13 protein-coding genes are annotated in these 12785 nt (G+C 31.4%); 11 read left to right on the forward strand and 2 right to left on the reverse strand.

The window, feature by feature from the left end:
- Positions 1 to 419: 419 nt before the first annotated feature.
- Positions 420 to 1019 (reverse strand): GTP cyclohydrolase II, encoded by a 600-nt coding sequence (gene ribA, locus FcAc13_RS04360; RefSeq protein ID WP_187754985.1) that lies wholly within the window; start codon positions 1017 to 1019, stop codon positions 420 to 422.
- 447 nt (positions 1020 to 1466) lie between these two features.
- Between ribA and FcAc13_RS04365 the strand changes: the two genes are divergently transcribed.
- The 9 genes from FcAc13_RS04365 (at position 1467) to FcAc13_RS04405 (ending at position 8696) form a co-directional block, all read left to right on the forward strand.
- The gene (locus tag FcAc13_RS04365; RefSeq protein ID WP_223064527.1) at positions 1467 to 1970 is read left to right on the forward strand and encodes a phosphatase PAP2 family protein; all 504 of its coding nucleotides are present in this window, start codon (positions 1467 to 1469) and stop codon (positions 1968 to 1970) included.
- A gap of 118 nt (positions 1971 to 2088) precedes the next feature.
- A complete protein-coding gene (locus tag FcAc13_RS04370; protein WP_187754987.1) occupies positions 2089 to 2403 on the forward strand; it encodes a LapA family protein in 315 nt (104 codons plus the stop codon).
- A gap of 9 nt (positions 2404 to 2412) precedes the next feature.
- Positions 2413 to 3588 (forward strand): lipopolysaccharide assembly protein LapB, encoded by a 1176-nt coding sequence (gene lapB / locus FcAc13_RS04375; RefSeq protein WP_187754988.1) that lies wholly within the window; start codon positions 2413 to 2415, stop codon positions 3586 to 3588.
- A gap of 106 nt (positions 3589 to 3694) precedes the next feature.
- Entirely contained in the window at positions 3695 to 4468 is a 774-nt protein-coding gene (locus FcAc13_RS04380) for a YchF/TatD family DNA exonuclease (RefSeq protein WP_187754989.1), read from the forward strand.
- Between the two features lie 140 nt (positions 4469 to 4608).
- On the forward strand, positions 4609 to 4956 hold the full coding sequence (locus tag FcAc13_RS04385) for an HIT domain-containing protein (protein WP_187754990.1): 348 nt from the start codon (positions 4609 to 4611) through the stop codon (positions 4954 to 4956).
- A 22-nt stretch (positions 4957 to 4978) separates the two neighbouring features.
- Entirely contained in the window at positions 4979 to 5599 is a 621-nt protein-coding gene (locus tag FcAc13_RS04390; RefSeq protein ID WP_187754991.1) for a hypothetical protein, read from the forward strand.
- The gene (nagZ, locus tag FcAc13_RS04395) at positions 5600 to 6631 is read left to right on the forward strand and encodes a beta-N-acetylhexosaminidase (RefSeq protein WP_187754992.1); all 1032 of its coding nucleotides are present in this window, start codon (positions 5600 to 5602) and stop codon (positions 6629 to 6631) included.
- Entirely contained in the window at positions 6631 to 7911 is a 1281-nt protein-coding gene (locus FcAc13_RS04400) for a sigma 54-interacting transcriptional regulator (protein WP_187754993.1), read from the forward strand. Before nagZ ends, FcAc13_RS04400 begins: the two co-directional genes overlap by 1 nt.
- A 35-nt stretch (positions 7912 to 7946) precedes the next feature.
- The gene (locus FcAc13_RS04405; protein WP_187754994.1) at positions 7947 to 8696 is read left to right on the forward strand and encodes a glycosyltransferase family 25 protein; all 750 of its coding nucleotides are present in this window, start codon (positions 7947 to 7949) and stop codon (positions 8694 to 8696) included.
- Between the two features lie 290 nt (positions 8697 to 8986).
- Here FcAc13_RS04405 and FcAc13_RS04410 read toward each other — a convergent pair whose 3' ends face one another.
- On the reverse strand, positions 8987 to 9784 hold the full coding sequence (locus FcAc13_RS04410) for a glycosyltransferase family 32 protein (protein ID WP_246415088.1): 798 nt from the start codon (positions 9782 to 9784) through the stop codon (positions 8987 to 8989).
- A gap of 689 nt (positions 9785 to 10473) precedes the next feature.
- Here FcAc13_RS04410 and waaB point away from each other — a divergent pair.
- Positions 10474 to 11562: a lipopolysaccharide 1,6-galactosyltransferase gene (gene waaB, locus FcAc13_RS04415; protein WP_187754996.1), complete on the forward strand. Its 1089-nt coding sequence runs from the start codon at positions 10474 to 10476 to the stop codon at positions 11560 to 11562.
- Between the two features lie 11 nt (positions 11563 to 11573).
- Positions 11574 to 12599, forward strand: a complete 1026-nt coding sequence (gene waaO / locus FcAc13_RS04420; RefSeq protein ID WP_187754997.1) for a lipopolysaccharide 3-alpha-galactosyltransferase — start codon at positions 11574 to 11576, stop codon at positions 12597 to 12599.
- Positions 12600 to 12785 lie beyond the last annotated feature (186 nt).

Here is a 12785-nt window from a genome sequence, read left to right on the forward strand (position 1 = left end):
GTGTAACAAAAAGTATAACAAATCATTTAAATTAAAAAAATCTAATTAAAATTCAATTGATTAATACAAACGCATCATTGGGGTATGACTAGAAAGATTTTCATTATTAATCATAGCATTAATTCTTAATTGTATTCCAACAGTTGTATTGGTGATTTCCAATATTATAGTTTAGATAATATTAAAAGATTTACTAATCTAAATTGTGGCATATTTAATATAATTATATTACACCGATATATTATTATAGCGTAAAAAGAAACCTTAAGACTATTTTCTTCGCGAGTCAAATGAAAGGTGATTAATTTAATATCAAATTTAAATATTAACCATAGCCGCCCTATTTTAGATAAGTGCTGCTATGGCTAAAAGTGATTTGATTCAGTAACTTGAAAAATTATTCCGAATTTATTATGTTTTTATTTATGATGTAAATGAAGTATATGGCCCATTTTATGTGCTTTGGTTGCTAAATAATGTTCATTATTCGGGTTTTCGCCAACTTCTAATGGAATTCGTTCGGTAATGGTGATACCTGCTTGCTGTAGGACTTTGACTTTTTCTGGATTATTGGTGAGTAATTGGATTTTATTGACGCCAAGAAGTTTTAACATATCGGCACATATTGTAAAATCGCGCTCATCAGCAGCAAAACCCAATTGCTCATTTGCTTCAACGGTATCCAGACCTTGATCTTGTAATGCATAGGCTCTGATTTTATTAAGCAGGCCTATATTACGACCTTCCTGACGATGATATAGCAAAATCCCTTTACCTGCTTTAGCAATTTGTTTTAAAGCTGCTTCAAGCTGAAAACCACAGTCACAACGCAGGCTGAATAATGCATCACCCGTAAGACATTCAGAGTGAATTCTAGTTAGAATAGGTTGTTGCTCATTGATATCACCAAATACCATTGCAACATGATCCTTGCCGGTGGTCAGTTCCTCAAAACCGATGATGATAAAGGTTCCCCAAGGGGTAGGTAGCTTTGCTTGAGCAACACGTTTTAATTGCATTGAAAACTCCAGGTTTTTTAACATTTAAAAAAGACTTATTATATCTTAAATCTAATTCAATGTTGATATTGATTGATGTGAGTTTTTTGTGCTGATTTTGTGTAAATAAAGTTAAAATTAGCTACAAAGAATGTATTTGTTGTACAGTCATTTCGCTAAATAATAGTATGATGTTTAATAACTATGTTATTATGTCATAATTCTTTATAGTCAATGAAAATATCTATGTTTGTAAACTTTCGTAAAAGCTTATTGATTCTAATAATTCTTTTAATTACACCTTTAATATTTTTAACCATAAATTGGCGTTGGCAGCCAGAATTGTTAAATAATTATTCTTATTATTTTTATTGGCTAACCGAAACAGCTGGCTCCCCATGGAGCATTATTACATGCATTTTTTTTTCATTGATAATGGTGTTATGTCTAAAAATCAGATCAAAAAACTTGTTAATTAAATTAATATTGATTTTAGCTGTTGCTATTGTAGCAGGTCAGATAATTAAATCTGGCATTAAAAATTTAATGGCCGAACCAAGACCATATGTATTATGGATGGCTGATAAATATCAGATTAATGATAAGTATTTTTATTCTTTACCTCGTATGGAACGGCAAGCATTATTACAAGTTTATTTACAATCCTCTTCAGAAGTTCCGAACTGGTTATATCAACATTGGCAGAAAGAAACGGGTTATAGTTTTCCATCAGGACATACGTTATTTGCGGTAACATGGGCGTTTATCGCTTTCTTTTTATTAAGTTTTAGGCGATTTTATTTAATTATCGGCCTTATTATAGCTTGGGCAATATTAGTACAAGTCAGTCGTTTTACATTAGGGATGCATCATCCGATTGATGTGATATGTAGTACCTTCATTGGATGGCTAATAGCTTTATTTACTTATTCATTCGGAATTGAGCGATACGTGTTTAAAAATAAACAATGAACATTATAATGTTAAATTTAATACTCTAAAAGTCAAACTATAAAATGATTTTAAATAAGTATATAATTTTAATATATTCTGTTTGATTTATTAATATGAATAGTTGAAGGAAACATTAATGAAATTTATATTACTATTTTTTGTATTGATTGTGATTTTTGTGGTCGCGATAACTTTTGGCGCTAATAATGACCAAAATGTTGTATTTAACTATTTGGTTGCACAATCCCAGTTTAGATTGTCTTCGCTATTGGCAATGTTGTTTGGTATAGGATTTATGTTAGGTTGGCTCTTTAGTGGTTATTTTTATTTTAAAGAAAAACTTAAATTGTCTTCGACAATGCGTAAACTAAAAAAATTGCAGAAAAAATACGATGAAGAAATCGTAACTCGTCAAAAAGAGCAAGTCTCTACTTTAACAGAGCGTAAATAGAAGCGTATTATGTTTGAATTATTATTTTTGTTATTGCCTGTTGCTGCTGCTTATGGATGGTATATGGGGAGGCGTAGTGCAAAGCAAAAATATCAAAATGATTCAAACCGCTTATCGCGTGAATATGTTGATGGTTTAAATTTTCTTTTATCTAACCAACGCGATAAAGCGGTTGATCTGTTCTTAGATATGTTAAAGGATGATTCCGGCACTTTAGAAGCCCATTTAACATTAGGGAATTTATTTCGAACGCGTGGTGAAGTTGATCGCGCGATTCGAATTCACCAAACTTTGATGGAAAGCTCATCGTTATCTTTTGAGCAACGCTTGTTGGCCATGCAACAATTGGGGCGTGATTATATGACGGCGGGTTTTTACGATCGTGCTGAAAGTATATTCACTCAATTAATTGATGAAGAAGATTTTCAACAATATGCGTTACAGCAATTAATTATTATTTATCAATCTACTAGTGAGTGGAATAAAGCAATTTCAGCTGCGGCAAAGTTAGTTAAATTAGGTGAAAAAAAATATAGCTGTTATATCGCTCAATTTTATTGTGAATTAGCCGTATTAACTATTGCGAGTGAAGATTTTAATAAATCATTATTTTATTTACAAAAATCAATATTAGCTGATCCTAATTGTGCCAGAACTTCATTAATGTTTGGGCGAATCTATATGGCTCAAGAAAATTATATTAGTGCTATTCATCATTTCACTCAAATTCTAGACCAAGATAAAGCATTTATTAGTGAAGCATTGCCTTTTTTGAGAACTTGTTATCAATATCTCAATTCACAAGAAGAATTCAAAGAATTTTTAAAACGTTGCGTCGAAGTTGATTCAGGTAGTATGGCGGAATTAATGTTGGCTGACTTGATAGAAGAGCAATCTGGCCGCGATGCAGCACAGTATTATATATATCGTGAATTAGTTAAACACCCTAATCTGAAAGGATTTTGTCGCTTAATGGATTATCATTTGGCAGAAGCAGAAGAAGGCAAAGCTAAAGAAAGTTTATTATTATTACGTAATATGGTTGGTGAGCAGATTAAATCTATTCCCAATTATAGTTGCGAAAAGTGTGGTTTTACCGTTAATTCAATTTACTGGTTATGCCCAGCCTGCCGCTCTTGGGCGACGATTAAACCGATCCGTGATTTTAAGCAACATAGTAAGTAAAATGCTAGACTTCAGCTTTTGTATTTAAAAAGATTATAACTGCTATACTTTTTTACCAATCAAACGTGTATTTTTATAAAAAATACCAATTTAAGAGAAAGAAACCATGTTTTTAATTGATTCCCATTGCCATCTCGATAGTTTAGATTATCAGCAAAAAACTATTGATGTAGTGCTAGATGAGGCGTATAAACGAGATGTAAAACATATCTTAAGTGTCGCCACCACACTGTCTGGTTTTCAATCGATGTACCAATTATTAGATCAATATTTTGATAAAATATCACTCTCTTGCGGTGTTCATCCACTGAATCTAGGGGATGAGCCTTTTGACTTGACATTATTTCGACAGTTAGCGACTAATAAGCACGTTATTGCACTTGGAGAGACAGGATTAGATTACTATTATCAACAAGATAATGTAAAACAACAAAAAGCTGCGTTCGCAGAGCATATCCATTTAGGAAAAGAACTCAAAAAACCGATTATTGTCCACACACGTCAAGCGAGAAAAGATACCTTAGATCTGATTAAATCAGAAAATGCTTATTCAGGGGTATTACACTGTTTTACTGAAGATCAGGATACTGCTCGACAATTACTTGATTTAGGTTTTTATATTTCTTTTTCAGGAATTATTACTTTTAATAATGCTGCTGAGTTACGTGAGGTGGCAAAATTTGTGCCTTTAGATCGTCTATTAATCGAAACTGATTCACCCTATTTAGCCCCAGTCCCTTTTAGAGGCAAAGAAAATCAGCCGGCTAATGTGCGGCAAGTTGCTGAATATTTGTCTATATTAAAAGGAACTTCGTTGGAGATGCTCGCTGAGGCAACAACTAATAATTTTAGCCATTTATTTGGTGTAACAATATGTTAATATGTGCTGAATTGATGAACCTTTGATAACAAATTTTTAGATGTTAATAAATAACAGCTTAATCGCAATTTATCAACATCATAATAATATTGATATGTAAAATGATTATTGATAATAACTGAAAACAAAAAGGTAAACCTATGGTTCAAGAAACAATTTTTAGCAGAATTATTCGCCGTGAAATTCCATCTGATATTGTCTATCAAGATGATTTTGTAACTGCTTTTCGAGATATTTCACCCCAAGCACCTGTACATATTTTGATCATACCCAATAAAATTATCCCAACTGTCAATGATATTAGTGAGCATGATGAAAAAATATTAGGTCACCTATTTACTGTCGCGGCTAAAATTGCTAAACAAGAGGGGATTGATGATTCTGGTTATCGTCTGATAATGAATTGCAATAAAGATGCAGGTCAAGAAGTATTTCATTTACATATGCATCTACTGGGTGGTAAAAATTTAGGTAAGTTGGTCGAATAAATTCAGAGCAGGATGGTAAATCATGAAATATTTTCGAAGTACTATTATTTTTGCAGTATTTTTAATGTTAAGCGGATGTCAAACGTTGACAAAAACCAATAAACAATCACAAGCAGCGCCGATTATCACTATTGATGAATCACCGGTAACAGCGCAAGCGCCAAAATTATTAGAACAACCACCAAAACTTATTCAAACAAACTGGCAACCAGTTATTCAACCATTAGTAAAAAATTTACTAAGAACGGTCAAAATAGATGAAAATAATCAGCTATTAATTAGTGACGCGAAAAATTATAGTAGCCAATATGTATCATCAACTGAAATGAATAAAATTATTGTCAAATTAATATCGCAAAAACCGGTTTTTAACATTATCGATAGATTAATAATAAATCAATCTAAATCGGTCTTAGGTATTCCTTATAATGATTCATCCGTTTCACGTAGTAAAATGCTGACGTTAGCAAAAAATGTTAAGGCTGATTATCTGTTATTTACTACAGTTAACGAGCAATCTAACTTACCGGATACTCCTGTTGATGTTGTTATGGAATTAGTCTCTGTCGAGACCGGCAAAAAAATCTGGCAATCATCGACCGAGCAACTAAAAGCTAAACCTGCGTCAAAAAGTGAGAGATAAATGGGACCATTAATGATTGATGTACAGGGCTTAGCGCTCTGTGATGATGATAGAAGATTGCTGCAAAATAACAGTGTTGCAGGTGTCATTCTGTTTGGTCGCAATTTTGAAAATCCTCAACAGCTTACTGAATTAATTCGCGAAATACGAGCATGTACTGCTGAACGACTATTAATTACGGTTGATCATGAAGGTGGAAGGGTACAGCGTTTTAAACATGGTTTTACTTTATTACCACCCGCTCAAGCTTATGGCAAATTATGTGATTTAAAATCAGCAATAAAACTTGCTTTCGATGCTGGCTGGTTATTAGCCATGGAGCTAATGGCGTTTGATATTGATTTAAGTTTTGCTCCGGTTTTGGATTTAGGCCATGACTGTCTAGCTATCGGTTCACGCTCATTTCACTCGGATCGGGTTATTGCTGAAAAGATCGCATCAGCAATGATAGATGGTATGCATAATGCTGGTATGAAAACAGTCGGTAAACACTTTCCAGGGCATGGGGCGGTTATTGCCGACTCCCATAAAGAAACGCCAGTTGACAACCGTAATCAAACAGAGGTTTACAACGATATGCAGATTTTTGCTGATCTTATTAAAGCAAATAAACTGGATGCTATTATGCCAGCACATGTAATTTATTCTGCTATTGATAATAAGCCTGCAAGTGGCTCACCGTTTTGGTTAAAAACGGTATTAAAAGATCAATTAGCCTTCAAAGGAATTATATTTTCGGACGATCTTTCAATGGAGGGTGCAGCTTTTCTCGGTAATTATGCAGAACGAGCGCAAGCTGCATTAGCTGCTGGGTGTGATATTTTACTAGCATGTAACAATCGAGAAGGTACATTGTCGATATTAGCGGATCTAGATAATATAACGAGTGAAAAACCTAAATCATTATTGAGTCATACAAAAGTTGATTATCATACATTAGTTAATAGCCATGAATGGAAGATACGCCACCAATCTTTAACCCAACTCAATGAATTATGGCAACAATCGCTCAATCAATTAGGTAATAAATAATGCATCAAAATATCTATTCACCGGTGGCTTTTTTGGCAGTAGCATCTAATGGATTATTGATTGAACTCAATCAAGTTGCGCAAACCCTATTTTCATTGCCGGAATTTTTATTAAAAGATACGGCAAAGCACAATTTTAAAGTTAACCTTCACCAGCTTTTTAAGCTTGATGAGCGTTTACCTGTTTCAGACTTAAATAATATTAAAATTATTATTAATCAACAGTATTATTTGTTACAAATAATCGATAACATCGAACGTTTAATTTTGATCATTCAACCCGTGAATTATCTAAAAAATAGTTTGATAATCGAAAATAGAGTCCATCAACAAGCCTTTGATGTGTTCACCGCAAGTAGCCTAACAATGCAGAAGTTAATCAAACAGGCTAAGGCCTTCTCCCGTCAGTCTGAACCGTTGCTTATTTCGGGTTCGACCGGAAGTGGAAAAGATCTCTTGGCTCTAACTTGCCATCAATACAGCCAACGTGGGGATCAGATTTTTCTAGGGTTAAATTGTGCAGCCATGCCAGATGAGGTCGTTGAGAGTGAGCTTTATGGTCATGCTCCAGGCGCTTATCCAGGCGCAGTTGATGGTAAAAAAGGTTTTTTTGAGCAAGCCAATGGCGGATCAGTCTTATTGGATGGCATTGATGAAATGTCGTACCGAATGCAAACTAAATTGATTCGTTTTATCAACGATGGTTCTTTTAGACGGGTTGGTGATGATAATGAAGTTAGAGTCAATGTAAGAATTATTTGCGCTACCAAAGTTGATCTTTATTCTCTGGTAAAACAAGGCAAATTTCGGGAAGACCTTTATTATCGTTTAAATGTATTACCACTTTCTTTACCTGATTTGAAAGATCGTCAAGATGATATCATCGCGTTAGCTGTTTATTTTATCAATGAATTTGCTAATAAACATGGAATTTTGCCACCCATATTAAGTCAATCAGCCGAGCAGGCATTATTAAGTTATTCTTGGCCTGGCAATGTCAGAGAATTAAAAAATATTCTATACTCTGCTTTAGCACAACTTAATAGTGCTCAACTGACCGAGAAAGACATTCTCCTGCCAAAAAAAATGGAAAGTATCCTACAGTTGACAGATAACAATATTGAAGGCAAAACGTTAGACGAAATGACTAAGCAGTTTGAAAAACAAATACTACAACAACTTTATCAAACTTACCCGAGTTCGAGAAAACTATCAAAACGCCTAGGAATATCTCATACTGCAGTTGCAAATAAATTGCGGGAATATGGGATTGGTAAATAAAAATTTATAAAAAAATTAACTTTAGGAGTATAGAGTTGAAAATTTATGCTATAAATCTCGCTTCACAAACTGAGAAGAAAAATTATATTATTAATGAATGTAAAAAATTAAATTTAAATGTGGATATTTTTGATGGGATATATGGTGCTGAATTATCAGAAGAATATTTAAAGTCAAATGTGCTGGATTATCCTAATTGTTATTTAACCAAAGGTGAAATTGGTTGTGCCTTAAGTCATATTAAAATCTATGAAGATATTATCAAAAATAATCTCCCCTATGCTATGATTTTGGAAGATGATGCGGTTTTAAGTTCACAGTTACCAAGTTTTATTGCTGATTTTGAAAAATTTAACACTAAAGAAGGTATTTTTCTTCTGATTGATGACTTTAAATATATTGTTAATAAAAAAATCAAAATAGGAAGCTTTGATGTCTATCTAGTTGAAAATGCAATAACAGCTACGGGTTATATTCTTACATTAGAAGCAGCAAAATCGATGGTAAAGTTTCTTTATCCGATACGTTATGAAGCTGACATATTTAAGATTTTCAAAATGTGTACAGGTACAAAAATCTATGCCACTGTACCACATTTAGTGAGTTCGAATGATAAAGATAAATTGAATTCATCTATCGAAGATGACCGAAAGCTATTAGTTGAAAAGAGAAAAACTTATCGAAATAATCTGTTTAAGAATTATGAAAAAAGAAAACGATTTAAGCGCTTTTTATGGCGTATTTTTATAAAACCAAAACAGAAGATACAAGTATATAAATCCTAATTTAAATCATTAACTTCGAAGTCTATTTATTAAAAATTGGAGAGCTCTATTGTATAAAAAATAAAAATAAGTTTTTCGTTAAATCTAATCGCAACATTAGTAGTTAAAATTCTTTTGTTAGAGATATAACAACATAATCATTATGTTTAAAATTAAAAATATTGTTCTTTTTGTTCAACGATATTAGTAATTTCAATGAAGCGTGAAAAATTCAAATAAAAGAACTGTGTATTCTATACTCTGATAACTCATACAAAAATGAAGTAATTATATTATTTAGTTAAGTAAAACTAGTGTTTTAAAATTAAAGCGAATTCTTTTCGTGAGGATATTTTAAATTTAAATAATAATTTTTCATTTTTTTTCAATCCATAGTCATCAGAATCTCTTCTTTTTGAGAATCTAGTTAGAATTATTTTTTTGAAAAAGGTTAATTTATCCCTTCTTGCATAATCAGGTAACCATGACCCCATGAAATGGTGTATAGCATAATTATTTTTATTAATTTCGGGCATACAAAAATAATAAGAAGGGAAAATAATAGCATTATTCATTAACTGAACTTGGCCGTTGGGATTATACGGTGGCATAAAATTAAAAGCTTTTTCAAAATAATTGGTGATTCTAATTGTAATAGGCATTAAATCAAATTCATTATTATTTTTGAATTTTAATCCACTATATAAATGTAATAAATCTCCAATTATTTTATTTCCCTTTTGAGCTCCTATAACAGCTGATGCTATTGGGAAACAAGATTTTTTATGAATTTCATGACTGGTAAAAAAATCTAAGTGCATAAAATTTTCAAATGTATTAGTTACTTCAACATCTGTATCTAAATAAATACCACCTTCATGATACAATGCATAAAGTCTTATATAATCAGATGCAAAAGCCCATTTCCTATTATTGAAAGCTTCCAGAGCATAATCATTTTTTATAAATGAAAAAGAATCATTATTCCATTCCTTTATTTCAAAATCTGGGAAATATTTTTTCCAGCTATCAATACATTTTAAAATAAAATCATTTTTTGGTGAATCACCAAGCCACACATAGTGAATCTTCTTTGGTATACTGTGCATAAGAAATGATAACCTTTCAATTGATCATTTTGTAAAATTGTTATAAATTCAGATTTAGGTATATTTAGCGATTAAGATAAAATAGCGGATGCGATTATAATAGATTTCTTAATTTTCAAAAAGTTTTATTTCAATTTTTCTATATCAAACAACAACAATTAATTAGAATCTAGCTTATTAGATTTAAAATATCACCCTATAATAAAATCCGTAATGAACTCAATATAACTAATCTTGATCAGTTAATATCTGTGATATCAGTTGCTAAAATTTTCTTTTTTTAAGTTTTAAAGGAGTGCGATTTCCAATCGCCGCTATTTTGATGATCTCTAATATCATTAAATTGGCTTTGTATTGTCAAATGCATGTATTAATATCAATTTAATATAATAATGCTAACTTTATTTGTAAAATAGAATAATATTTTGATGATTAATAGAGGTAATAGTGAATCCTATTTAAAAGGGATCATATTTAAGTAACAAATCGTTAAATTATAGGGCTATTGAGTTAAAGTATTGTTAACAAAACATGAATTTTCAAACTGTTTGCTTTTATTTAGTTATTTCGATATTTTTATATTTTCAATTAGCTAATAAATGGTTAGATCATGGTTTATTTTACTAAAAATATACTAATACTATTTATTTAAGTATAATTCCATAAATTTAAAATTTATATGGCATGTCATGAAAATACTATTTGTTGGTGAAGCCCTTTCCGGATTTGGTGGTACGGAGACGGTTATAAAAAAATTAACGCAATTTATTGAAAATGATACACAAGAGCAGCATCAATATATGCTCTATTTTTTATGTCGTAATAACAAATTTGATAAAACATGGTTAATAAATAAAAAAACCTTTTTTGAATATGCAAAATTGAATATTTCTTTTATCCGAAAAATGCAATATGTCAATTCATTATCAAAATTTATCAAGAATTATCAACCTGATGTGATTATCTCATTTGATATTACAACCTGTGAATTGGCAGCTAAAGCGATAAAAAAAACGCAATTATCTATCCCATTAGTTTCTTGGGTTCATTATTCCTTAGAACATAAAAAGCATCCAGAATGTGTCACTTATGCCGATTATCATTTTGCAATTAGTCGAGGTATTCAACAACAGTTAAATAAACGAGGCATAGCTAATGATAAAATATTCACTATTTTTAATCCCGTAACTAATCAGTCAGAAATAATACCCAGACCAGAGCCTACCATGCCTAAGATCTTTGTTTATGTTGGTCGATTAAAATTTGAGGGGCAAAAACGTTTAAAAGATATGTTTGAAAGCCTTGCTCAAATTAAAGGTGATTGGATATTACATATTATTGGTAATGGTTCCGATAATGAATTATGTCAAAATTATGTAGCACAGTTAGGTATAAAAGATAGAGTGAGATGGCATGGGTGGCAAAGTAATCCATGGCGATATATAAAAAATAATATCAGATATATTTCTTCCTTTTTAATGACATCAAAATTTGAAGGTTTACCAATGACACTATTAGAAGCAATGTCATATGGTATATATTGTATTAGTTCTGACTGTCCTTCTGGCCCTGCGGATATTATCCAAAATGATATTAATGGCAAATTATATCCATTAGGTGAGCTGGACATTCTCCGTACCGAGATAACGGCTATTATAGATGGCAAAGTGTTGCCATCATCTGAGCAAATTAAAATATCTATTAAATCGTTTTATGATGATGAATACTATCAAAACGTTAAACAGCGTTTACATTGGATCATAAACCATTTTAATTAAAAGAGACCGACATGTACTTTAATCAAGACCAAGTTATTTCTAATGTACTAAATTATAATTATTTCGATGATCAAGATGATTTAAATCCTTCGTTTAATATTGCCTACGGAATAGACAAGAATTTTTTATTTGGTTGTGCAATATCGATTTCGTCAATATTGCTAAATAATAACAACCAAAAATTTCAGTTTCATATTTTTACTGATTATTTGGATGATGATTTTAAAGCCAAAATTAAAGCACTTGCCCAGCAATATCAGACAAGTATTTCAATTTATTTGGTAAATTGCCAAGAGCTTAAAAAATTACCAAGTACTAAAAATTGGTCTTATGCTACGTATTTTCGTTTTATCATCGCTGATATTTTATACCCGACTATCGATAGATTACTTTATATTGATGCCGATATTATTTGTAAGGGCTCACTTGAAGAATTGATTAGTCTTGATATTGATGATTATGTAGCCGCGGCTGTAACTGAAGGTGAATCTGTATGGTGGCAAAAGTGTGCGCAACGTTTAGCTATTGATAATTTGATATTGGGCTATTTTAATGCGGGTTTTCTTTATATTAATATCAAAAAGTGGCAAGAAGATGATGTTAGTGGTAAAGCGATGGCACTTTTAGCTCAAGAAAGTATTAGAAGCAAATTAGCTTATTTAGATCAAGATCTCTTAAATATGATCATTGTTGGTCAAGTCTATTTCTTAGATAAACGTTATAATCGTCAATATAGTATTAATTATGAGCTAAAAGCGGCAAAAGGGACTTATTACCCAAATCCGATTGATGATGCAACCATATTTATTCATTATATCGGACCAACAAAACCTTGGCATACATGGGCTGCAGCGTATCCATGTGCAAATTACTTTATAGAAGCGAAAAGGCATTCTCCTTGGCAAAATGATCCATTATTAGTTGCTATGAATGCCAATCAGTGGCGATATTGTGCAAAACATCAATTTCACCAAAGAAAGCCAATGGCGGGCTTATTAAGTTATTTTAAATATTATTGGTATAAAATTTTTAAATAATGGATTAGCGATAATAAATAAAAGGGTCACTTGTTATAAGGTATTTTTATTAATCACATCGAGTGACCTATCACTTACAGATATGGATTTTATAATTCTTTTTGTTTCTTCTGTTAAAAAATAATTCAATGGGTTGTGGTCATAATTTCACATAAATTGCCAATAATTGCGCTAGATTAAACAAAT

The organism is Frischella japonica (assembly GCF_014489845.1).
Taxonomy (GTDB): Bacteria; Pseudomonadota; Gammaproteobacteria; order Enterobacterales; family Orbaceae; genus Frischella; species Frischella japonica.

Bases quoted from the DNA above. Each gene is read 5' to 3' on its own strand.
- lapB (WP_187754988.1), top strand. From the start codon at position 2,413: ATGTTTGAATTATTATTTTTGTTATTGCCTGTTGCTGCTGCTTATGGA.
- FcAc13_RS04370 (WP_187754987.1), top strand. From the start codon at position 2,089: ATGAAATTTATATTACTATTTTTTGTATTGATTGTGATTTTTGTGGTC.
- waaB (WP_187754996.1), top strand. From the start codon at position 10,474: ATGAAAATACTATTTGTTGGTGAAGCCCTTTCCGGATTTGGTGGTACG.
- FcAc13_RS04380 (WP_187754989.1), top strand. From the start codon at position 3,695: ATGTTTTTAATTGATTCCCATTGCCATCTCGATAGTTTAGATTATCAG.
- FcAc13_RS04400 (WP_187754993.1), top strand. From the start codon at position 6,631: ATGCATCAAAATATCTATTCACCGGTGGCTTTTTTGGCAGTAGCATCT.
- ribA (WP_187754985.1), bottom strand. From the start codon at position 1,019: ATGCAATTAAAACGTGTTGCTCAAGCAAAGCTACCTACCCCTTGGGGA.
- FcAc13_RS04410 (WP_246415088.1), bottom strand. From the start codon at position 9,784: ATGCACAGTATACCAAAGAAGATTCACTATGTGTGGCTTGGTGATTCA.
- FcAc13_RS04390 (WP_187754991.1), top strand. From the start codon at position 4,979: ATGAAATATTTTCGAAGTACTATTATTTTTGCAGTATTTTTAATGTTA.
- FcAc13_RS04385 (WP_187754990.1), top strand. From the start codon at position 4,609: ATGGTTCAAGAAACAATTTTTAGCAGAATTATTCGCCGTGAAATTCCA.
- waaO (WP_187754997.1), top strand. From the start codon at position 11,574: ATGTACTTTAATCAAGACCAAGTTATTTCTAATGTACTAAATTATAAT.
- nagZ (WP_187754992.1), top strand. From the start codon at position 5,600: ATGGGACCATTAATGATTGATGTACAGGGCTTAGCGCTCTGTGATGAT.